20 protein-coding genes, 4 tRNA genes and 1 pseudogene are annotated in these 22,910 nt (G+C 37.5%); 22 read left to right on the top strand and 3 right to left on the bottom strand.

Features of this window, described 5'->3' with window-relative positions; all coding sequences use genetic code 11:
* Positions 1-209, bottom strand: a pseudogene (locus V7D82_RS10635) (lysine--tRNA ligase); the annotation flags it as partial.
* A 228-nt stretch (positions 210-437) separates the two neighbouring features.
* Here V7D82_RS10635 and lipB point away from each other — a divergent pair.
* Complete coding sequence (gene lipB, locus V7D82_RS10630; RefSeq protein ID WP_333600956.1) at positions 438-1,157, top strand: lipoyl(octanoyl) transferase LipB; 720 nt, start codon at positions 438-440, stop codon at positions 1,155-1,157.
* On the opposite strand, the gene V7D82_RS10625 is transcribed toward lipB, so the two are convergent.
* The gene (locus V7D82_RS10625) at positions 1,152-1,751 is read right to left on the bottom strand and encodes a ribonuclease HII (protein WP_333600955.1); all 600 of its coding nucleotides are present in this window, start codon (positions 1,749-1,751) and stop codon (positions 1,152-1,154) included. The genes lipB and V7D82_RS10625 overlap by 6 nt on opposite strands.
* A gap of 176 nt (positions 1,752-1,927) precedes the next feature.
* Between V7D82_RS10625 and V7D82_RS10620 the strand changes: the two genes are divergently transcribed.
* The 5 genes from V7D82_RS10620 to V7D82_RS10600 all read left to right on the top strand — a co-directional run bounded on the left by V7D82_RS10620 (position 1,928) and on the right by V7D82_RS10600 (position 12,107).
* The gene (locus tag V7D82_RS10620; RefSeq protein WP_333600954.1) at positions 1,928-5,020 is read left to right on the top strand and encodes a SusC/RagA family TonB-linked outer membrane protein; all 3,093 of its coding nucleotides are present in this window, start codon (positions 1,928-1,930) and stop codon (positions 5,018-5,020) included.
* A gap of 11 nt (positions 5,021-5,031) precedes the next feature.
* Complete coding sequence (locus V7D82_RS10615) at positions 5,032-6,633, top strand: RagB/SusD family nutrient uptake outer membrane protein (protein ID WP_333600953.1); 1,602 nt, start codon at positions 5,032-5,034, stop codon at positions 6,631-6,633.
* 51 nt (positions 6,634-6,684) lie between these two features.
* A complete protein-coding gene (locus V7D82_RS10610; protein ID WP_333600952.1) occupies positions 6,685-8,553 on the top strand; it encodes a S8 family serine peptidase in 1,869 nt (622 codons plus the stop codon).
* A 95-nt stretch (positions 8,554-8,648) separates the two neighbouring features.
* Entirely contained in the window at positions 8,649-10,583 is a 1,935-nt protein-coding gene (locus V7D82_RS10605) for a putative porin (protein ID WP_333600951.1), read from the top strand.
* A gap of 162 nt (positions 10,584-10,745) precedes the next feature.
* Complete coding sequence (locus tag V7D82_RS10600) at positions 10,746-12,107, top strand: pyridoxal-phosphate dependent enzyme (RefSeq protein ID WP_333600950.1); 1,362 nt, start codon at positions 10,746-10,748, stop codon at positions 12,105-12,107.
* A gap of 29 nt (positions 12,108-12,136) precedes the next feature.
* Here V7D82_RS10600 and V7D82_RS10595 read toward each other — a convergent pair whose 3' ends face one another.
* Positions 12,137-13,786: a PNGase F N-terminal domain-containing protein gene (locus V7D82_RS10595; RefSeq protein WP_333600949.1), complete on the bottom strand. Its 1,650-nt coding sequence runs from the start codon at positions 13,784-13,786 to the stop codon at positions 12,137-12,139.
* A gap of 56 nt (positions 13,787-13,842) precedes the next feature.
* Here V7D82_RS10595 and V7D82_RS10590 point away from each other — a divergent pair, with 56 nt between their 5' ends.
* The 16 genes from V7D82_RS10590 (at position 13,843) to rplA (ending at position 22,888) form a co-directional block, all read left to right on the top strand.
* The gene (locus V7D82_RS10590) at positions 13,843-15,111 is read left to right on the top strand and encodes a DUF2851 family protein (RefSeq protein WP_333600948.1); all 1,269 of its coding nucleotides are present in this window, start codon (positions 13,843-13,845) and stop codon (positions 15,109-15,111) included.
* A 3-nt stretch (positions 15,112-15,114) separates the two neighbouring features.
* Entirely contained in the window at positions 15,115-15,342 is a 228-nt protein-coding gene (locus V7D82_RS10585; RefSeq protein ID WP_121311682.1) for a PspC domain-containing protein, read from the top strand.
* 3 nt (positions 15,343-15,345) lie between these two features.
* Complete coding sequence (locus V7D82_RS10580) at positions 15,346-16,227, top strand: helix-hairpin-helix domain-containing protein (protein ID WP_333600947.1); 882 nt, start codon at positions 15,346-15,348, stop codon at positions 16,225-16,227.
* Positions 16,228-16,256: 29 nt separating this feature from the next.
* Positions 16,257-17,438 carry an acyl-CoA dehydrogenase family protein gene (locus tag V7D82_RS10575; RefSeq protein WP_333600946.1) on the top strand — a complete coding sequence of 394 codons (1,182 nt, stop codon included), beginning with the start codon at positions 16,257-16,259 and terminating at the stop codon, positions 17,436-17,438.
* Positions 17,439-17,606: 168 nt separating this feature from the next.
* Positions 17,607-17,801: a 30S ribosomal protein S21 gene (rpsU, locus tag V7D82_RS10570; RefSeq protein ID WP_187659825.1), complete on the top strand. Its 195-nt coding sequence runs from the start codon at positions 17,607-17,609 to the stop codon at positions 17,799-17,801.
* Between the two features lie 68 nt (positions 17,802-17,869).
* Positions 17,870-18,766 (top strand): tyrosine-type recombinase/integrase, encoded by an 897-nt coding sequence (locus V7D82_RS10565; RefSeq protein WP_333600945.1) that lies wholly within the window; start codon positions 17,870-17,872, stop codon positions 18,764-18,766.
* A gap of 33 nt (positions 18,767-18,799) precedes the next feature.
* Positions 18,800-19,102 carry a ribosome hibernation-promoting factor, HPF/YfiA family gene (gene hpf / locus V7D82_RS10560; protein ID WP_333600944.1) on the top strand — a complete coding sequence of 101 codons (303 nt, stop codon included), beginning with the start codon at positions 18,800-18,802 and terminating at the stop codon, positions 19,100-19,102.
* Positions 19,103-19,193: 91 nt separating this feature from the next.
* A tRNA-Thr gene (locus V7D82_RS10555) sits at positions 19,194-19,267 on the top strand.
* Positions 19,268-19,301: 34 nt separating this feature from the next.
* Positions 19,302-19,385, top strand: a tRNA-Tyr gene (locus tag V7D82_RS10550).
* A gap of 72 nt (positions 19,386-19,457) precedes the next feature.
* Positions 19,458-19,529 (top strand) — tRNA-Thr (locus V7D82_RS10545).
* Between the two features lie 55 nt (positions 19,530-19,584).
* Positions 19,585-20,772 (top strand): elongation factor Tu, encoded by a 1,188-nt coding sequence (gene tuf / locus V7D82_RS10540; RefSeq protein WP_333600943.1) that lies wholly within the window; start codon positions 19,585-19,587, stop codon positions 20,770-20,772.
* Positions 20,773-20,835: 63 nt separating this feature from the next.
* Positions 20,836-20,906: transfer RNA gene (locus tag V7D82_RS10535), tRNA-Trp, on the top strand.
* 16 nt (positions 20,907-20,922) lie between these two features.
* Positions 20,923-21,120, top strand: a complete 198-nt coding sequence (secE, locus tag V7D82_RS10530) for a preprotein translocase subunit SecE (RefSeq protein WP_333600942.1) — start codon at positions 20,923-20,925, stop codon at positions 21,118-21,120.
* Positions 21,121-21,131: 11 nt separating this feature from the next.
* Positions 21,132-21,683 carry a transcription termination/antitermination protein NusG gene (gene nusG, locus V7D82_RS10525; RefSeq protein WP_333600941.1) on the top strand — a complete coding sequence of 184 codons (552 nt, stop codon included), beginning with the start codon at positions 21,132-21,134 and terminating at the stop codon, positions 21,681-21,683.
* A 65-nt stretch (positions 21,684-21,748) separates the two neighbouring features.
* Complete coding sequence (gene rplK, locus V7D82_RS10520) at positions 21,749-22,195, top strand: 50S ribosomal protein L11 (RefSeq protein WP_333600940.1); 447 nt, start codon at positions 21,749-21,751, stop codon at positions 22,193-22,195.
* 3 nt (positions 22,196-22,198) lie between these two features.
* A complete protein-coding gene (gene rplA, locus V7D82_RS10515; protein WP_162127315.1) occupies positions 22,199-22,888 on the top strand; it encodes a 50S ribosomal protein L1 in 690 nt (229 codons plus the stop codon).
* The last annotated feature ends 22 nt before the right edge of the window (positions 22,889-22,910 follow it).

Below are 22,910 nucleotides of genomic sequence, written 5' to 3'. Positions count from 1 at the left end.
TGTAATTCTACAAACGATGCTTTTCCCATGTCTCTGTCACTCATCACACGACCGGCCAATATTACTTTCTTTCCTTCTTCGAAGTTTTCCTTAGCCTGTTTTGAAGTATGGTTCACGGGAAATAAATTTGCCGGATAAGGGTTGATTCCTAATTCTCTTAGAGCATTTAGTTTCTCTCTTCTAATGATTTCTTGTTCGGAAAGTTGCATATTGTATTGTATTTTAGCGTGCAAAGATAGGGATAATTTGAAAATGTGCTAATGTGAGAATTTGAAAATGTTTTGGTGTTTTCGGAGCGAGTGGTTTGGGCTTTATTGGGTTTCCGTTTTCCTGCTTTCCATTACAATCTCTTCGAGGATTTTCATTGCAATCAGGGCTAAAGATTAACGTTGAGTTAACTGGTAAACTTTGTAACTTTGCATTTTGCAACACAACAGATGAACAAACAGATACAACTTCAGGATTTAGGACACAAAGACTATAAAGACACTTGGGATTACCAAGAGGTACTTTTCAAAGAAATTGTTGATTTAAAAATTCAGAAAAGAAATCAGCCCGAAATCATCACTCCCAATTATTTTCTTTTTGTAGAACATCCACATGTCTATACTTTGGGCAAGAGCGGCGATATGTCTAATTTATTGCTTTCTGAAAAACAATTGGAAGCTAAAGGGGCAACTTTTTATAAAATCAATCGAGGCGGAGATATTACCTATCATGGCCCGGGGCAAATCGTAGGGTATCCCATTTTGGATTTGGAAAATTTCTTCACTGATATTCATAAATACTTACGCTTTCTGGAAGAAGTTATCATACTGACTTTAGCAGAATATGGATTAAACGGCACCAGAAGTGAAGGCGAAACAGGAGTTTGGCTCGATGTAGGAACTCCATTTGCCAGAAAAATTTGTGCGATGGGGGTTCGTGCTAGCCGATGGGTAACGATGCATGGTTTTGCGTTGAATGTGAATGCCAACCTTGGCTATTTTGACAATATTATTCCATGTGGTATCAAAGGAAAAGCGGTAACTTCACTGCATGTCGAACTTGGGAAAGAGGTCGATGAAGAAGAAGTAAAGGCCAAAATTATACAACACTTCGAAACCCTTTTTGAAGCGGAATTTATCCCTTCTGAAATCATTTCGCAACACTTATAAATCAAGCTTTAGTTGTTCCGGCAATAAACGGAATGACATTCGGTGGTATTTGGTTACGCCATATTTTCTGATGGCCTCCCGATGTTCCATAGTGGGATAACCTTTGTTTTTTTTCCAGTTGTACATGGGAAATTCTTCGTGAATTGCATTCATGTATTCATCCCGATACGTTTTTGCCAAAACAGAAGCAGCAGCAATACTTAGGTATTTGCTGTCGCCTTTCACAATGGTTGAAAAAGGAATGTTGTGGATTGGTTTGAACCGGTTTCCGTCAACAATAATATAGTTGGGCGTAGGGTTTAGCTTAATAATGCATTCCTGCATAGCCTTAATTGAGGCATTTAAAATGTTAATGTCATCAATAATCGTATGGTCAATATGCGACACGGCAAAGGAAATTGCTTTCTCTTCTATGATTGGTTTTAATTTTTCTCTGATTTTTTCGGAAAGTTGTTTGGAATCGTTGAGTAAGTCTAATTCAAAATCATGAGGCAGCAATATGGCTGCTGCGGTTACTGGCCCAGCTAAACAGCCTCTTCCGGCTTCATCGGTGCCTGCTTCGAATTGAAAATCTGAGAATTTAAGAGTGAGCATGTGAATTATTTTTGATAAAAATAAAAAGAAAGACGCAACTTTTTATTTTTAATTGTATCCTAGTAAAAAGTAAAATTTTATTTAACATGAGTGTTGTCTATAATTAGTTGTTAATATTTGGTTAATTAATAAATAATTAAGAAGTTTGCAAAATAACTAACTCAAATAAAATTAATATGAGATCGAAGTTCAAATGGATTTTTACGCTTTTATTAGCGTTTACAATGCAGTTTTCGTTTGCACAAGAGAAAACTGTTACAGGTACTGTTTCAGATAAGTCTGGACCACTTCCTGGTGCGAATGTTGTCGTTAAAGGCACCAATCGTAGTGCACAAGCAGATTTTGATGGAAAATATAGCATCAAAGCCAAAACGGGTGAAGTTTTGCTCTTTTCATTTACAGGTTACAATAATTCAACTGTAACGGTAGGTGCTGCTAATACTTATAATGTTACCCTTTCAGACGGAATTAAACTGGAAGAAGTGGTTCTTTTGGGGTATGATAAAAAATCTACCAAAGCAAAATCGACAGCTGCTTCTACTACAGTAACTTCTGAGACATTTGAAAACAGACCGAACGTAACCCTATTGCAATCCTTGCAAGGTGCGGCACCAGGTTTGACGGTTTCAACGTCTTCGGGTTCACCAGGTTCTGCCAAAATTGATTTATTGATTAGAGGTTTGGCTACATTAAGTGCGGATACTCAGCCTTTGTATGTGGTTGATGGAGTTCCTACTAACGCAGTAGTATTCAGAAATATTAACCCAGAAGATATTGAGTCGGCATCGGTATTGAGAGATGCAATTGCTACTTCTATCTATGGTAACAGAGGAGCTAATGGTGTTATTGTAATTAAAACCAAAGCTGGTAAATATGAATCCGGATTGAAGTTCACTTATTCGAGTTCAACCGCTTTCTCTACTTTGCCAAAAGAACATTATAATATTGCTAATTCACAAGAAGCTTTAAGAATAGAAAGAGCTAGTGGTTATGGTGTTGGTAATGGAGATTCAACTCCTTTTATCACTAATACAGGTCTTCCGTTAACTAATGCTCAAATAGAATCTTTTGGGACTACTAATTGGCAAAAAGAATTCTTTAGAACAGGAGTATCACAGAATCATAACTTCAGTATGTCTGTTGGAGGTAAAAACTTAACTAACTTCACCTCCTTAAGTTATACTAATCAACAAGGTATTGTTCCTACGACTGATTTTCAAAGATTTACATTTAGAACTAATACCAATGGTAAAAGTGCTAATGAAAAATTCACATATGGTTCTAGTTTTACTGCAGCTTATTCAAAAAGACATCAGTTAGACCAAGAGTCTAGTACTACTATCAATAACAATACGGTTCAAAACCCTTTATTAGGAGCTTTGACTGCTTTGCCTTATTTAACTCCGGATATGTATCCTGGTAGCGGGCAAGGGCTTTATGATGCTATTGGTACTCAATTTGACCACGGTAATACTACTTTCGTATTGAGAGATATCTTGACAGAAGGTAATATTCCAAACCGATATGACGAGGTTAAGTTATTAGGAAACATCAATGCTACTTATAATTTAACAGATGCGTTTTCGGTTTCTACTAAATTTGGAGTAGATTACAACGTAACCGACAGAACTTTTGCCAGAGCACCATGGTCTTATCTTGCTATTGCTGTTAGAGAATCAAGCTCCTTGCCTTATGGTGGTTTAGAGCGTAGAAACAACGATAAAGATTTCGGATTCAATATCGTTAACAATATTAACTATCACAAAACCTTTAAAGAAAAACATGTTTTGGATTTAGGGTTGTATATGGAATATATTAAAGATCAAAGAAGAGTTGGTCAATTGCAACAAAACGGTTTGGATTTGCTAACGTATTCGTTTGGAGCAGGTACAGGATGGACTAACGTTGGAGCTACTTATGCTTCGCTTAGACCAACTGTTTCAGCTGTTAAATATGATGCAGGTTCGTTTTCTTATTTTGGAACCGCCAGTTATGAATATGATGAAAAGTTTGCTATTGATGCTATCGTAAGAAGAGATGCCAGTTACCGATTCGTTCAGGATTATAAATGGGGAACTTTTTGGTCTGTTGGTGGACGATGGAATATTGATAAAGAAAGCTTTATGAATAATTCAGTTATCAACAAATTGAAACTAAGAGTTTCTTATGGTACTCAAGGGAATCAGAACTTAGTAGCTGTTGCTGCCGGAGTAAATCCTATCTATTTTGGGAATAACTATGTTAGAGATTTAGTTAGTACTGGAACAGGATATGGTAATACAGGGTCTTATTTTCCAAGCCAAATAGCGAATACTTCTTTGCGTTGGGAAAAACAAACGATGACTAATATTGGTTTGGATTTCGAAGTTTGGAAAAGCAGATTGTCCGGTAATGTAGATGTTTACAACAGACAAACTACCGATTTATTTAATACCATCAATACTTCAGCTACTGTAGGATTGCATAATATCAATGGAAATAGCGGAGGTATTAATAATAAAGGTATTGAAGTATCTTTGCGTTATAAAATCATCAAAGATTCTAAAGACTTTAAATTGTCTGTATTTGCCAATGGTTCTTACAACAAAAACAAAATGACGGATATTGAAAGAACAGTAGACGGAGACCGAATCCTTGAAAATGGTTCTTTGGTTTACGAATTTTACACTGTTCCTTACTTAGGAGTGAATCCAGCTGATGGTAATTTATTATTCATGGATATCAACGGTAACCCAACCGAAAGCCCATCTGATTCAGACAGAAGAAGAACCGGTAAGAGTGATACGCCAGTATACCAAGGAGGTTTTGGATTTAACGCTGATTACAAAGGGTTTTTCTTAGACAGTCAATTCTCTTTTGCTAAAGAAGTATGGCGATACGATTATGGTTTGTTATGGTTAAACACTCCAAGTTATGTTGGGGATAACAACGTAAGTGCTGATTTATTAAACGCTTGGACGCCTACCAATACTAGTACTAATATTCCATCTTTGACTGCTTCTAACTTTACATCTGGTGGTGATTATTCAGACATGTGGTTGAAAGACGCTTCTTATTTGAGATTGAAAAATATTTCTATCGGATATAACTTTAGTGCTAAAACGTTAAAAGGCACCTTTATTACCGGTTTAAAAGTGTATGCTCAAGGAGAGAATTTATATACTTGGACCAAATGGAGAGGATTTGATCCTGAAAGTACTGATGATACGAATCTTGGGAAGTTCCCTTCGCCAAAGACTATTTCTTTTGGTTTAAATGTTCAATTTTAAAAATATTAACAATGAATAAATTTAAATTATTTTTACTTTCCATTTTTGTTTTTGGAATGATTACATCTTGTGAAGATGCCTACAACATAGTTCAGGATGGAGAGTTAAATGATGATGTAGCCATCACTACGGTTGCTAGTATGCAGTCTTATCTTAATGGTGTTTATGCTACTTTAGATACTTCTACGGAAGTTGCCTTTACCGCTATTTTTTCGGATGAAACCGGTACGGGTAAAGGTTCGGGAGGTCAAAATTTTGACACTCACCGTTTCCAGTTGACTTCTGCTAATGCTTATGCAGATGGTATGTGGTATGGTCATTATTTAACTATTAACAGAGCTAACCGATTGTTAAGAGCTGCTGCTTTAATAGTGCCTAATCCTGATGATGCTACTGAAATTGCCGCGTATAACAATATTATTGCACAAACTAAGGCCATCAGAGCTTTTTGTCACTTCCAATTATTGACATATTTTTCAACGGATTTAACAGATGATAATGCCCTTGGTGTAATTTTATTGGATAGAGTACCAGCGATTAATGAAGATTTACCAAGAAATACTAATGGTGAAGTTTTTGCACTTATCGAGTCTGACTTAGATTTTGCTTACAACAACATTGATCCTGCTCAAACCTATAAATTTGTTACTACAAGAATGATTAATGCTTTGAGAGCAAGAATGTACTTGTACCGCGGAAATTACACTTTAGCACAACAATACGCTCAAGATGTTATTGCCAGTGCTGGTGCTAACGGTTTGGTTAATCCTACTCCGGTTCCTGCCAATGCTCCAACGAACCCTAACATCCAATTGCCTCCAACCGGTCCTTGGAATACAGCGTTTTACGGAAACGCATCTACGAATCCTTACCGAAAAATGTTTAACGATACCGCTCAAGGTGAAGTTATTTTTGCTTTAGACAGACCAGCTGCCGGTACTTGGGATAATATTGCCGGTAACTTTTCTACAAATACAACCAATCTTACAGGTTCACCATTTTTTGAAGTGGGTAGAAACTTGTTTAATTTGTTGAGAGCGGTTCCTGGTGATGTTAGAAGATATGCAAATGTTGATCCATCTTCAGTGGTGAATCCTAATTATGACCAACCGAATGTTGATTATATTGCTACAGACGTTTTGATTATTGATAAATATCCTGGTAAGACCATCAGTGGTTTCCCATTAAGAAATGATATTAAAGTTTTCAGATTGTCTGAAATGTATTTCATCTTAGCAGAATGTTATGCGCGTACTGGTGCTATCAATGGAGCTTCTAATTCAGTTGCCTCTATTCTTAAATTGATTAGAGATAAAAGAAATTTCTTGTCAGCACAACCTTTACCAAATTATGCTGATGCTACAGAAGCTTTAAAAGATATCTTATTAGAGAGAAGAAAAGAACTTTGCTTCGAAGGATTCCGATACACTGATTTGAAAAGACTTGGTGCTGAATTGAACGTATCGATTGACAGAAATCCAACCGATGATGAAATTGCAGGTTTACCTGTAACTATCCCTAATACGGATTATAGATTTACTATGCCGATACCAACAGCTGAGCTAAATGCCAATGGCAATATCCAGCAAAACCCGGGTTACGGTTCTAACTAATTTAAAAACCTTTCACTTTAAGTGAAAGGTTTTTTTTAATTACTTTAATTTATGAAAGTTTTATTTTTTTTGATTTTCTCCCCTTTATTTGTTTTTAGCCAATCCATAGCTGAAAGAAAGAAAATAGCTGACAGTTATGACAGCACACAGAGTTTAAAATTAAAAGCTGAAGCTAAAGAATTTTTTGCAAATCAAAAAAAACTGATTGCTGATTACAAAGCCAATCACCCTTATGTAGAAAGTGACTCCTTGTCTTTACAAAGGATAGAAAACGGTACTCTTCCTATATTTTATACCATCTATAATCAAGGTTCTTCAGTAACTATTTCTACCAACAAATTGTATCCTGGTGGTTCATTGGGGTTAAGTGTTAGTGGTGATGGGATGACGGCTGGTGTTTGGGATGGCGGAAAAGTTAGAAACACGCATGTTGAATTTGCTACCAATAAAGTGACTTATGGCGATGCTTCTACAGCATCTTTGAGCCCCCATTCTACTCACGTGACCGGTACTATCATAGCCAAAGGCATCAGTGCTTTAAGAAAAGGGATTGCTTACAATGCTTCTGCCATAACCTCTGATTGGGATACTGATTATGATGAAATGTTAAATTTCGGGAGTGCTGGTTATCTTGTTTCCAATCATTCCTATGGTTATGTTGCCAGTTCTTTGCCATCAGCTAAGTTTGGTGCTTATGATATTTCTTCTATAGAGGATGATAACGTTGCTAATGCTTATCCCTATTACCAAGTGGTAAAAGCCGCTGGAAATGATAGAGATGATTTTACCCTAACACAGGTTGGTAATAAAGCAGGATATGATTTGTTAACTGGCTCTGCCTGCTCTAAAAATGACATCGTTGTTGCGGCTGTTGAAGAGGTGCCAAGTTATGTTGATGAGAATAGTGTTGTCATGAGTTCTTTTAGCAATTACGGCCCGACAGATGACGGCAGAATCAAACCGGATATTTCAGCCAAAGGGGTAGATGTAAGTTCAACAACCAGTTCTTCCAATACAGCTTATCAGACTATGAGTGGTACTTCTATGGCTACGCCGGCTATTACGGGGATGATTTTGTTGTTGCAAAAACATTACAACAATTTAAATCCATCTACCTTTATGAGAGCTTCAACCGTTCGTGGTTTAATTTGTCATTCAGCAAAAGAAGCCGGTTATAATCCCGGACCTGATTATGAATTCGGTTGGGGATTGGCTGATGCAGCAGCAGCAGCAACTATTATTTCAAACCGAAATGTATCGACTGTTTTAGAAGAAAATAATTTAACCAGTGGGCAAACTTTCACTAAGCAAATTTCAATTGCCAGCGCTCAAAAGCTTTCGGCTACCATTTGTTGGACAGATCCAACAGGTGCCGGAAATATTTCAAGCGATGAGGATAATAGAACGCCCAGATTGAAAAATAATTTAGACTTAAAAATTTTAAAGGACGGAAATATATACTATCCATGGAAATTATCATATGATGATCCAAGTGCAGGCGCTACCAATATTGCTGATAATGATGTTGATAATATTGAAAAAGTAGAAATACCAAATGCAGAACCGGGTGTTTACACCATTCAGGTAACTCACAAAGGAAACTTAACCGGTGGAGCTCAAGTGTTTTCATTGATTGCCAGTGCCGCCAATGGATTGAGCTTAAATACCAGAGATTACGCTTATGATAATAGTATCTTTATTTATCCAAACCCTGCCAAGAATGTTTTAAACTACAGTGTTAAAAACAATGTGGTAATTGCTGAGACAGTGATTAATGACATCTCAGGAAAAGAAGTGTTTAGAAATGATAATGCAGCAGCTACTACACAAATTGATATTTCAAATTTATCATCGGGAGTGTATTTTGTAACTTTCAAATCGGATAAAAATACCATTACCAAGAAATTCATAAAAGAATAATTCTTGAAACCCTATTCTAAAAACCACCTTCGGGTGGTTTTTTTATGATTTTATTACAAATAGTTTTGTGTATTTTTGCTTCGAAATATTTTAAGATGAAACACTTATTAATCGGTATCCTTTTATTGGCTTTCTCTCTTGGCTTTTCTCAAAGTAAAACAACTGAGAAACCTAAAGAAACCGCAGGCAAAGATGCAGCTCCCAAAAAAGCGCCCAAAGCCGCTTTCAATCAATACCGAATTATTACTTTACAAAGAGACACCACCTATGTGGATACTTCTTTAACCATCAAAAAAGAATACGAATACAATTACTTGCGAAAAGACATTTTTGGTCTTTTGCCTTTTGCCAACGAAGGGCAAACGTACACGGTGCTAGATTATGGTTTAAAACATTTCAACGCTTTCCCCGAAATAGGCTTCTCCGGAAAACAATTCAATTACATGGGCGTGAATGATATTAAGTATTATTCTGTTGCTACACCGGTCACAGAGCTGTATTTTAAGACCGTAATGGAGCAAGGGCAGTCGTTAGACGCTTTGATTACTTTAAATACGTCAGAACGCTTTAATATGTCTATTGCGTTCAAAGGATTGCGCTCGCTCGGGAAATATATTAATCAGCTATCGAGTACCGGGAATTTCCGATTTACATCGAGTTACAATACAAAAAACAAAAGATATTATCTCAATTTTCATTTTACCGGTCAGGATTTCCTAAACGGCGAAAACGGAGGAATAACGACTATCGAAAATTTTGAAAGCGAAGATCCGGCTTACGACAACAGAGCCCGTTTGGAAGTCTATTTAAAAGATGCCAAAACGTTTATGAAAGGCAAAAGAATCTTCTTTGATCACAACTTCAGAATCAACGGCACGAAAGGCAATAACAATTTGTACCTGACACATCAATTCAATTACGAAAATAAATTTTTCGAATACAACCAGGCTACCGTAGCTTCCACTCTGGAGAGCGGAAAAATTTACCGCTTCGGCGATTCGTATGTGTTGGCCAACATAATCGACCAAACACGCTACAACCGAATGTACAACAAAGTCGGGGCCATTTATGAAAACTCACTTTTGGGGAAGTTTCAGTTTTTTACAGAAGATTTCCGTTATAACTATTATTACAACAAGGTTCTAATTCTCGATACCGGAGTGGTGCCAAGTTCGCTCAATGATCAAATCCAAACCGTAGGCGGTCAATACGATTATCGAAAAAACAAATGGAACGGCACTTTCATGTATTCGAATTCCATTTCCAATCAATCCTTATCCAATTTTGACGCCAAGCTGAAATACCAGCTCAACGACAAAAACGAGTTTACGTTCCAATACCAAATGCTGAATAAAATCCCGGATCATACTTATAATCTGTTCCAAAGCAGTTTTGTAAATTACAATTGGCACCACAATTTCAAAAACGAAAAAATAAACAATTTCGAAGCCACTGCCAAAACCCAATGGCTCGAAGCTTCGTTGCAAGTCACTTCGCTCAACGACCATTTGTATTTTAGCAATGACACTACGACCGTTTCCCAACAACAACTCATAACACCCAAACAATACGACAAAGCCATCAATTATTTGTCGGTTAAAGTGGGGCGCGAATTCAAATGGTGGAAACTGGCTTTAGACAACACCATCCTGTATCAGCAGGTTGACCAAAACGATGCCATTCTCAACGTGCCAAAAATTGTGACCAGAAACTCCTTGTACTTCACCAATTATTTTTTCAAAAAAGCCATGTTCCTGCAAACCGGTTTCACGCTGAACTATTTCACCAAGTTCTATGTCAACGATTACAACCCGGTAACGACAGAAGCATTTGTGCAAAACGAGAAAAAAGTCGGCGACTTCCCGTTGGTCGATTTCTTTATCAATGCCCGCATCCGTCAAACGAGAATCTTCTTGAAAGCCGAGCATTTCAATTCCAAAATGACCGGTAACAATTTCTACACCGCGCCCAATTATCCGTATCGCGACTTCATGATTCGCTTTGGGTTGGTATGGAATTTCTTCCAGTAAAAACGAATCGTTCGGGCAGTGTCAGTTGGCGCAATTCCCGCTGTCCGCGCTACACGGTAGCCACTCCCATCGGGGTTACAGGATTATCGATTTGAATTTTTGAAAACGTTCAGATAATCTATACCTTTGTTGCAAAATTTATAAAAATAAGCTGTCCTCATAATGAAATACGCAAAAAACATATTAGAAACCATAGGGAACACCCCATTAGTAAAATTGAACAAAGTCGTGGAAGGAATCGACGCTTTGGTATTGGCCAAAGTGGAGACGTTCAATCCGGGTAACTCTACCAAAGACCGAATGGCACTCAAAATGGTAGAAGATGCGGAAGCTGACGGAAGATTAAAACCGGGCGGCACCATCATCGAAGGAACCTCAGGAAACACCGGAATGGGATTGGCTCTGGCTGCCATCGTAAAAGGGTACAAATGTATTTTTGTAATCACCGACAAACAGTCCAAAGAAAAAATGGACATTCTTCGTGCCGTGGGTGCTAAAGTAATTGTTTGCCCAACCGATGTAGAACCAACCGACCCACGTTCATATTATTCGGTTTCCAAAAGATTAGGAACTGAAATTCCAAACTCTTGGTATGTTAATCAATATGACAATCCAAGTAATGCGCTGGCACACTACGAACAAACCGGCCCGGAAATTTGGGAACAAACCGACGGAAAAATTACGCATTTCGTGGTTGGAGTTGGAACGGGCGGCACCATTTCCGGCATTGGAAAATATTTGAAAGAGAAAAACCCGAACATCAAAATTTGGGGTATTGATACATATGGTTCTGTTTTCAAAAAATACCACGAAACCGGCATCTTTGACGAAAACGAAATCTACTCTTATATCACTGAAGGAATTGGGGAAGACATCCTGCCAAAGAATGTTGACTTCTCTATCATTGATGGCTTTACCAAAGTAACCGATAAAGATGCTGCGGTTTACACCAGAAAGATTGCACTTGAAGAAGGAATTTTTGTTGGGAATTCAGCGGGTTCTTGCGTTAAAGGCTTGCACCAACTAAAAGAACACTTCACAAAGGATGATGTAGTAGTAGTGTTATTCCACGACAGCGGAAGCCGTTATGTGGGTAAAATGTTCAATGACGACTGGATGCGCGAAAGAGGTTTCTTAGAGGAAGACATTACCAAAGCCGAAGACGTGATCAAAGATCACAAAGACAAACCATTGGTAATCGTGAGAACGGAAGAGTTAGTGTCACACGCTATCGAGCGTTTGAAAAAATACAACATCTCTCAAATCCCGGTCATTGATACTACTGGTTTTGTGGGTAGTTTAGACGAAACCGATTTGTTCCGAAGTTATGTAGAAGACCGAAACATAGCCGAAAAACCAATTCGGGAAATTATGGGCAAACCTTACCCAATTGTACAAGTCAATACACCGATTGAAGAAATCTCGAAATTATTTACTAAAGACAATCAAGCCGTTTTGGTCGATTTAGGAAACAACAAATTCCACATCATTACCAAACACGACATCATCAGTTCGATTCAATAAAACGAAAGCCAGCAATTAGCTGGCTTTTTTTATTCTCCTATCAAAACACCCGAAACATTCCAGGAACTGAAACTGGAACCTTCAGGAGCGCCTTGCGGAATTTTTATTTGTATGGAATGCGTTCCCACTTCCAAATCGCCTAAGTCAATAAAGATTGGATTCGTGACTGTTCCCGGACACCAATTGGCCCTGCTGTAATCAGAAGAAGATAAGCCATTCGGGAAATTCCCAGAAGCCGGATTGGACAAGCGATACGAACCGCAATCTTGTCGCCAGGGCGTAAAGCTGAAAGTGGCTTTTCCGTCTAAGAAAATCGAATTCTTTTTGGGTACAAATTCATCGCCGTTTTCCCAGCCGCCGTGACCGGTAGTGATGTAGCGCAGTTTGCCGTTTTTCATCGGTTTATCCAATTGGAAAGTTACTTCCAAACCTTTGTCGTTGTTGAACATCGTGCCATATTCCTGACCGGCCATTTCCATAATGTTATTGGTGCAAAACAACGGGATGATTTGTGTGGCTGAGGCTTTAGACTCTTCTTCCTCGTGAATGGTAATATTGGCTGAAACTTTATGACCACCCTTGTCATAGTTGCCAATGGTAATACCAATCCAAACTTCTTTACCGCTAATCATAGTTCTTAACTCAGAAACATCCTGGCGGTAGAGTACATTATCTGCCCAAGTCTTATCTTTCAATTGGAGAGTGTTGTATTGTTTGACTCCAAAAGGTGTGTAAAAGCGCATCAATTCCACCACCGGATTGTAGGTTTCGGTGGCTACTACGCCTTGATAGTCTTTGCCATTGCCGTTGGTGTAAATCGGTAACGATTTGACGCCATTTTGCAATCCGTCTAAAAAGGAATTGGCTTTGTCTGTTGGAATGATAAAAAAGGAACCGGTTCTATCATAAGCATCACCATTGGATTGCTCCGTCACATCCACAAATATCTGACTGCCGGGTTTGATTTCGGGAATCCTGATTTTTCGAACGGCAATCGTACCATTGGCAAAACGAAGAATAGTGTCATTTGATTTAGCTTCGCCTGAAAAATTAATGATTTGGTCTTTGAAAACGCGAATGGTGGTAAAGCGACTTTTCCATAGCAAATCTTTATAAGTTAGGGCATCTACCATTTTTTTAACAGTTGAGACTATTGGAAATGCTTTTACTTTTTCCACTTTGGTAGCGGCAATCACAAAGTTTCCGTTGCGCACCATTTCGAGTACCAACCCTAAATTTTGTCCCAATACCGCTGGTGAGCCTTTGACTTTTAATTGGTCAGTGTACCAAAATTCGATGGTGTTGGAGTTGACTACCGTTTTGGCTTTTTTGCATTCGTAACCCAATATTTTTTTGGTGTCATTTAGCAACTCGAAAGTTTGTTTGCCAAGCGAAGTGCTGTCTTTGGTAGCAATTGTTGCTGTTGCATTCAAAACGGCAAACTGACTAAAGGAATTGTCACTTCGGTTAACGCTGGTTTGCTCAAAAGGGAAGGCTGCTTTTTGATTCAAAATACTTTCGGTGGTCAGTAGCGTTTGATTGTTATTGGTGAAAATCAAAACTGCGTCTTGATTCTCCAGTAAGGTTCCATTAGAGCTTTTTAAGTAAGTGATCTTATAGTTTTGGGAAAAAACACTTCCGAAAATCAACAGCAAAACAGGAATAAGTAATTTTTTCATTACAAATAGTTTAATATAAAAGTAATTTTCTTACTTTAGTGGTGAAATTAAAAATCATGAAAGAGGAGTTTCTTCATTATGTATGGCAATATAAGAAGTTTGACTTTTCCAACCTAACAACGGTTTCAGGAGAGTTGTTGACTATTGCCCATAGCGGAGACTATCTGAAGCAATCCGGACCTGATTTTTTTAATGCCCAAATTACCATTGGCAATCAAAAATGGGCAGGCAATGTAGAAATCCATGGGAAATCTTCCGATTGGTATTTGCACCATCATGAATTGGACGTCCATTATGACAATGTCATTCTTCATGTAGTATGGGAACATGACGCTCCGGTTTTCAGAAAAGACAATTCAGAGGTTCCGGTTTTGGAATTGAAACCGTACGTCTCTAAAGAGATTTTAGAGAGTTATCAAAAATTAACGGCTCCAAAATCATGGATTTATTGTGAAAATCAAATAAAGACGATTGATGAGTTTGTTTTAGTGCATTGGCAGGAACGTTTGTTTTTTGAGCGTTTAGAGCGCAAATCGATTCCTATTGAGCAGTTTTTGAAGCAAACCGAAAATGATTGGGAAGCCGTTTTGTTTTCTATGATGGCTAAGAATTTTGGTTTAAATACCAATGGGGATACTTTTTTAAAAGTGGCTCAATCCCTTCCGTTTTCCTTAATCAGAAAAGAAAGTTTTGAAGTGGAAAATCTGGAAGCCTTGTTGTTTGGTCAGGCTGATTTATTGCCGTTGGAAGCAGAAGACGTATACGCCAAAGAGTTGAAAAAACGATTTGATTATCTTTCTCAGAAATACCAATTGCAAAAGGCAGCAATCGAACCGGTTCAGTTTTTCAAGCATCGGCCTGATAATTTTCCGACAGTTCGTTTGGCTCAATTGGCTCAATTGTATCACCAGCAGCAACATTTATTTTCCAAAATCATTGCTGCTAAAACCGTTCCGGATTTTTATGATTTGTTTGCTGTTGCTGTTTCAACTTATTGGCAAACACATTACCAATTTGACAAAGAAAGCCCGAAGAAACAAAAGTCTCTTTCCAAATCGTTTATCGATTTGTTGCTTGTTAATACCATAGTGCCGTTTCAATTTGCTTACGCGAAAAGTCAAGGCAAAGAAATTACGGAAACGCTACTAGAACTGATGCAAACTATTGCACCCGAAAAGAACAGCATCATTGAAAAGTTTGCTACTTTTGGAGTCAGAGCCCAAAATGCTTTTGCAACACAATCGCTTTTGCAATTGAAAAATGATTATTGTAATCCAAGTCAGTGTTTGCAATGTGCTATTGGAATCCAACTTTTAAAATCATAACCTATGTCACCAGTCATACAATTAAAATATTTCTTCGAAAAACATGGTTTTCACGTTTCATCAAGATTGGCAGATAAGCTGGGGATGCGCGCTTCGAATGTGCGGTTGTTTTTTATTTATATCACTTTTGTGACGGCTGGTTTGTGGTTTGGTGTTTATTTAACGTTGGCCTTTTGGATCAAGTTGAAAGATTTGATTCGAGGCAAACGCACTTCTGTATTTGATTTGTAACAATTGGGCGCAGCGCATTCCATAGGGCAATCGGTTTTAAACTATTCGAAAAGTCAGCGAATAGGAATCATTTTGTTTTTTGGAATTGTAATGGTGTTGCAGGGCATTTATTTTTTCTGTGACTTTCAGTCTTCTGATAAAAAAGATAAAGCAGCAGTTACTTGGTTGGCCAATCAAAATGCTATTGACAGTTTAAAACTTCAGAATAAAAATTTCAAAGCTACCATTTATCCATTCAATCCGAATTTCATAACCGATTTCAAAGGCTACAAACTAGGGATGTCTGTAGCAGAAATCGATAGATTATTAGCGTATAGAAAACAAAATAAATTTGTCAACTCGGCTGCCGAATTTCAGGCAGTGACCAAAGTTTCCGATTCGTTGCTGAAAGTGATTTCACCATATTTTAAATTTCCGGATTGGGTTACCAACAAAAAAGAGTTCACTTCTACTTATGTCAAAACTGAATTTCCGAAGAAAGAAAAGCTAGTCATTCTCGATATTAATCTAGCTACCAAAGAAGACTTGATGAAAGTGTATGGCATTGGCGATAAAATTTCGGACAGGATTTTGGAACAAAGAACCAAACTCGGAAGTTTCGTTTCGATGGAGCAAATGCAGGATGTTTGGGGATTGTCACCCGAGGTGATTGAAAAACTAAATACTTCTTTTGTGGTAAAATCGACCCCTAATCTCCATAAAATCAATATCAATACTGCTTCGGTTAAAGAGCTTTCGCAGTTTCCTTTTTTCAGATATGCTTTAGCCAAAGAAATCGTTATTTATCGGACCATGCATAGCGATATCAAAATTGAGGATTTGTCAAAAATTAAAGGATTTCCCGTTGAAAAAATTAAAATAATTGCCTTATATTTGGAATTCTAAAAAAACAGCTTAAAAACAGCCTTAATTATATGAATTCAACCTATTTTACAGAAGAACACGAATTGTTTAGAAAAAGTTTGCAGGATTTCTTAAAAAAAGAAGTAGTGCCACATATTGAAAAATGGGAAAAGACAGGCACTATAGAGCGCTTTATTTGGAAAAAATTTGGAGAAATGGGCTTTTTTGGATTGGTTTATCCGGAGGCTTATGGCGGATTGAATTTGGATTTGTTTTATACGGTGATATTTTTAGAAGAACTTCAAAAAATAAAATCTTCCGGTTTTGCCGCTGCCATGTGGGCACATGCCTACTTAGCCATGACGCATTTAAATGCTGAAGGTGACGAAAGAATTAAGCAGGATTATTTGACGGCCAGTATAGCTGGAGATAAAATAGGTGCTTTGTGTCTGACAGAACCTTTTGGAGGCAGCGATGTGGCAGGAATGCGAACAACGGCTGTGAAAAAAGGAGACAACTATGTTATTAACGGCTCGAAAACCTTTATAACCAACGGCGTTTATGCAGATTATTATGTAGTGGCTGCCAAAACAAGTCCGGATCTTGGCAATAAAGGAATCAGTATGTTTCTTGTGGATACCAATTTAAAGGGAATCACAGCTACCAAGTTGGATAAGTTAGGTTGGAGAGCTTCAGATACCGCTGAGATTTCCTTTGATAATGTTGAAATTCCGGCAGAAAATTTAATGGGTGAAGAAGGAAAAGGGTTTCCTTATATCATGCAGCATTTTGCTTTAGAGCGATTGATTATGGCAATCAATGCCCATGCAAGAGCCGAGTATGCTATCGAATATACGATTGATTATATGTCACAACGAGAAGCCTTTGGGACTACTATCAATAAGTTTCAGGCTTTGCGTCATACCATGGTGGATCATGCTACTGATGTTGCGCACTGTAAATTATTTAATTATGCTGCTGTTGCCCGCTTAAATCAGGGAGAATATGTAGTTAAAGAAGCTACTATGGCTAAATTAAAATCGACCAAAGTTGCCGATGAAACCATTTACAGTTGCTTGCAAATGCTAGGTGGGTACGGTTATATGGAAGAATATCCATTGGCGCGTTTGTTAAGAGACAGTCGTTTGGGGCCTATAGGAGGTGGAACTTCAGAAATTCTCAGAGAGATTTTATCTAAAATGATTATTGACAAGCAAAACTATCAGCCAGCGGTAAAAAACCAAAAACACTAGTGTTTTTAAAAGATAAAAGAAGTAAGAGCCAAGATGCAGGAAATTGTGTTTTGGCTTTTTTGTTTTCAGGGAAAAGCCTTTTTCTCTTTCATCTTTGTTGTTTTTTCTTTGGTAATTCAAAAATAGTATTACTTTTGCACCCACTAAATGAGAGGAGGTGTCTAAATTATGTTGATTATACCAATTAAAGACGGAGAAAACATTGATAGAGCATTAAAGCGCTACAAGAGAAAATTTGATAAAACCGGAACTGTAAGACAACTTAGAGCGCGTCAGGCGTTTACTAAGCCATCTGTAGTTAGGAGAGCACAAGTTCAAAAAGCTGCTTACATTCAAAACTTAAGAGACAATATCGAAGGATAGTTAAATTCCTGATAAGATATGACCGCTGATGATTAAAGTTTCCTAACTTTGATGTCAGCGGTTTTTTTATGGAAAATTTTAAAAATAAGTTTCAGGATTATTTGTTGTTGGAGAAAAACTATTCTCAACACACTGTGACCGCTTATAGTCATGATATTGCATTTTTCGAATCTTTTTTGTCGAGTCAATTTGATGATAATAATCTGATTTCGGTAAATTACAATCAAATCCGCGCTTGGATTGTTTCGCTTTCGGATGACGGTATTTCCAATACTTCGATTAATCGAAAAATCTCTTCTTTAAAATCATTCTACAAGTTTTTGCTCAAGACAAAACAAATAGAGGCGAGTCCGCTTTTAAAACACAAGGCGTTGAAAGCTCCCAAAAAACTTCAAATTCCCTTTTCGGAAAAAGAACTCGATTTGGTCTTGAATCAATTGAATTATTCGGAAGACTATGAAGGAGTACGCGATAAGTTGATCATTGATTTGTTTTACACTACGGGTATTCGTAGAGCAGAATTGGTCAATTTGAAAATCCATAATGTTGATTTGTCGAACCTTACAATGAAAGTTTTAGGGAAACGGAATAAAGAACGAATTATTCCGATTTTGCCAATAATTGCTGAAGAATTAAAAAAATATTTATCAGAAAGAGCACGTTTACAAAGCGTTACTGATAGCGCGTATTTTTTTCTGTTGTCCAATGGCGTTAAATTGAACGATTCGTTTGTGTATCGACTAATAAATTATTACTTTAGTAATGTCTCCGAGAAGGTAAAAAAGAGCCCGCATATATTAAGGCATACATTCGCGACACACCTACTCAACAATGGGGCAGACATAAATTCAGTCAAAGAATTATTAGGACATTCTAGTTTAGCTTCGACGCAAGTTTATACACATAACAGTTTAGCAGAGCTAAAAAAAGTGTATGCCAATGCTCATCCTAGGAATAAAAAATAATTCTAAAATGTTTAATCAATAAAATATTTAATTATGAAGGTAAATGTTCATGCAGTTAACTTTACTGTTGACAGAAAGCTAGTGGATTTTATTCAAGAGAGATTAGGAAAACTTGAAAAATTTTATGATAAAGTGGTTTCGTCTGACGTTTTTTTGAAAGTTGAAAAAACAAGTGAGAAAGAAAACAAAGTAGTTGAGGTTAAAATTCACGTTCCCGGAGATGATTTTATGGTCAAAAAACAATGCAAAACTTTTGAAGAAGCTATAGAGAATTCAGCAGAATCATTAGAAAGATTATTGCTTAAAAGAAAAGAAAAAATAAGAACACATATTTAATACAAATTTTTTTCAAAAAATGTTTTGATTAAAAGATAAAATCTTTACATTTGCAGTCCGTTAGAAATAGCGGACTTTTTTTATTGAGTACGCCAGCGTAGCTCAGTTGGCTAGAGCAGCTGATTTGTAATCAGCAGGTCGTGGGTTCGAGTCCCTCCGCCGGCTCAGGTTTTTAAACGGTTTAAAGATAAAAAAAGTAGGGGAGATACTCAAGCGGCCAACGAGGGCAGACTGTAAATCTGCTGTGAGAACTTCGCAGGTTCGAATCCTGCTCTCCCCACCAAAAAAAGGAATTTAGAAATATGAATTTAGGGAAATTTCTGAATTCTAAATCTAACTTCTGAACTAGGCATAAGCCGACTTAGCTCAGGGGTAGAGTGCTTCCTTGGTAAGGAAGAGGTCACGGGTTCAATTCCCGTAGTTGGCTCAAAATTGTAAAATTTGAACACTAATATATAAACTAAGATTAAAAATTAAGTAAAATGGCAAAGGAAAATTTTAACCGTAACAAGCCCCACTTAAACATAGGAACAATTGGGCACGTAGATCACGGAAAAACAACTTTAACTGCAGCAATCACAAAAGTATTGTCTGATGCAGGTTTCTGTCAAGCGAAATCATTTGATCAAATTGATAACGCTCCTGAAGAAAAAGAAAGAGGTATTACTATTAATACGTCACACGTTGAGTATGAAACTGCTAACCGTCACTACGCGCACGTTGACTGTCCAGGTCACGCGGATTACGTGAAAAACATGGTTACTGGTGCTGCTCAAATGGATGGTGCTATTTTAGTAGTTGCTGCCACTGACGGACCAATGCCACAAACTCGTGAGCACATCCTTTTAGGACGTCAAGTTGGTATTCCAAGAATCGTTGTATTCATGAACAAAGTGGATATGGTTGATGATGCGGAATTATTAGAATTAGTTGAAATGGAAATCAGAGACTTATTATCATTCTATGATTATGATGGTGATAACAGCCCTGTTATTCAAGGTTCAGCTTTAGGTGGATTAAACAATGATCCAGCTTGGACTCCAAAAATTCTTGAATTGATGGAAGCTGTTGATAACTGGATTCAAGAGCCAGAAAGAGATGTGAACAAACCATTTTTGATGCCAGTTGAGGATGTATTTACAATTACAGGTCGTGGAACTGTTGCTACAGGTCGTATCGAAACAGGTATTTGTAATACAGGAGATCCAGTTGAGATCATCGGTATGGGTGCTGAGAAATTAACTTCTACAGTAACTGGTATTGAGATGTTCCGTCAAATCCTTGATAGAGGTGAGGCTGGAGATAATGCAGGTATCTTGTTAAGAGGTGTTGCAAAAGAAGATATCAAAAGAGGAATGGTTATTTGTAAGCCAGGTTCTGTAAAACCACACGCTAAATTTAAAGCTGAGGTTTATATCTTGAAAAAAGAAGAAGGTGGTCGTCACACACCATTCCACAATAACTACCGTCCACAGTTCTACGTACGTACAACTGACGTAACAGGAGTTATTTCTTTACCAGCAGGTGTAGAGATGGTAATGCCAGGTGATAACTTAACTATTGAAGTAAGCTTGTTAAGCCCAATTGCATTAAACGTAGGTTTACGCTTCGCTATCCGTGAAGGTGGTAGAACAGTTGGTGCTGGTCAGGTAACTGAGATTTTAGACTAATTATCTATTTAAATAAATATTCCAGCAGAGAGCCTTTTGGTTGCTCTGCTGGTTTTTAATGATACGGGCGTAGTTCAAGGGTAGAATAGCGGTCTCCAAAACCGTTGATGGTGGTTCGAATCCTCCCGCCCGTGCAAAAACAATAGTACAATGACAAAAATTGTTAATTATATATCAGAGGCATTTGAAGAATTAAAAACAAATGTTACTTGGCCAGAATGGGCTGAAGTTCAAAAGTTCACGATTATCGTGGCTGTGTTTTCAGTAGTTTGTGCTCTAGCAACATGGGGAGTAGATGAAGCTTGTGCTAAAGCTATTGCTGGGATTTTTAATTTAATAAAATCATAATTTCACAAAGGATGGCTGATAATAATGTGAAAAAATGGTATGTGGTTAGAGCTGTAAGCGGACAAGAAAATAAAGTCAAAGCTTATATCGAAACTGAAATCAACCGATTAGGAATGTCTGATTACATTTCTCAAGTACTGGTACCTACAGAGAAAGTGGTGCAGGTTAGAGACGGTAAAAAGATTGCCAAGGATAAAGTTTACTTTCCTGGGTATGTAATGATAGAAGCTAATTTGGTTGGAGAGATACCACATATTATTAAATCTATTACGGGTGTAATTGGTTTTTTAGGCGAAGTTAAAGGTGGAGATCCTGTGCCTTTACGCTTGTCTGAAGTAAACAGAATGTTAGGAAAAGTAGATGAGTTGGCAGTGAATACCGATACTCAAAACATTCCTTTCAACCTTGGAGAAACGATTAAAGTAGTAGATGGTCCTTTCAATGGTTTCAACGGAACTATCGAAAAGATAAATGAAGAAAAGCGTAAACTGGAAGTAATGGTGAAAATTTTCGGAAGAAAAACACCTTTAGAGTTGAGTTTTATGCAAGTTGAAAAAGTATAATTCGTTACACTATTATAAACCGCAAACGTCTGCTTCCACAGACCGCTGCAAATTTTTTAAAAACAATGGCTAAAGAGATTAGTAAAGTAGTTAAACTACAAGTTAAGGGAGGTGCTGCGAACCCGTCGCCACCGGTTGGACCTGCTCTGGGAGCTGCTGGTGTTAACATCATGGAATTCTGTAAGCAGTTCAATGCTAGAACCCAAGATCAACCTGGCAAAGTGTTACCGGTACAAATTACCGTGTACAAAGACAAATCGTTTGATTTTGTTGTAAAAACTCCACCTGCTGCAATTCAGTTATTGGATGCTGCTAAATTAAAATCCGGTTCAGGTGAACCTAATCGTCGTAAAGTTGGTAATGTAACTTGGGATCAGATTAAGGCTATCGCTGAAGACAAGATGACTGATTTAAATGCGTTTACAATTGAGTCTGCTATGAGCATGGTTGCTGGAACAGCTAGATCTATGGGTATAACTGTAACTGGAGATTCTCCTCTAAAACAAGCGTAAGACATGGCAAAATTGACAAAAAAACAAAAAGAGGCTGCTGCAAAAATTGAGAAAAACAAACTATATTCTTTAAAAGACGCTTCGTCTTTATTGAAAGTAGTTGCTTCTGCAAAATTTGACGAGTCAGTTGATATTGCTGTTCGTTTAGGAGTAGATCCAAGAAAAGCAAATCAAATGGTAAGAGGTGTTGTAACCCTTCCTCATGGAACTGGAAAAGACACTAAAGTATTAGCTTTAGTAACTCCGGATAAAGAAGCAGAAGCGAAAGCTGCTGGTGCTGACTATGTAGGATTGGATGATTACCTTCAGAAAATTAAAGATGGTTGGACCGATGTTGATGTAATCATCACGATGCCGGCTATCATGGGTAAATTAGGTCCATTAGGACGTGTATTAGGTCCAAGAGGTTTAATGCCAAACCCAAAAACAGGAACAGTAACTATGGAAATTGGTAAAGCTGTTGCTGAAGTAAAAGCGGGTAAAATCGACTTTAAAGTGGATAAAACTGGAATCGTTCACGCTGGTATCGGAAGAATTTCTTTCGAGGCTGATAAGATTGTAGATAACGCTCACGAGATCATTCAAACATTACTTAAATTAAAACCAACTGCAGCTAAAGGAACATACATCAAGAGTATTCACATCTCTTCTACTATGAGCCCTGCTATCGCTTTAGATCCTAAAGCAGTATAATTGGTAGTTAAACACATTTTAT

This window comes from Flavobacterium sp., from assembly GCF_036741995.1.
In the GTDB taxonomy this organism is placed as follows: Bacteria; Bacteroidota; Bacteroidia; order Flavobacteriales; family Flavobacteriaceae; genus Flavobacterium.
This window is presented reverse-complemented; position numbering and strand designations above follow the sequence as displayed.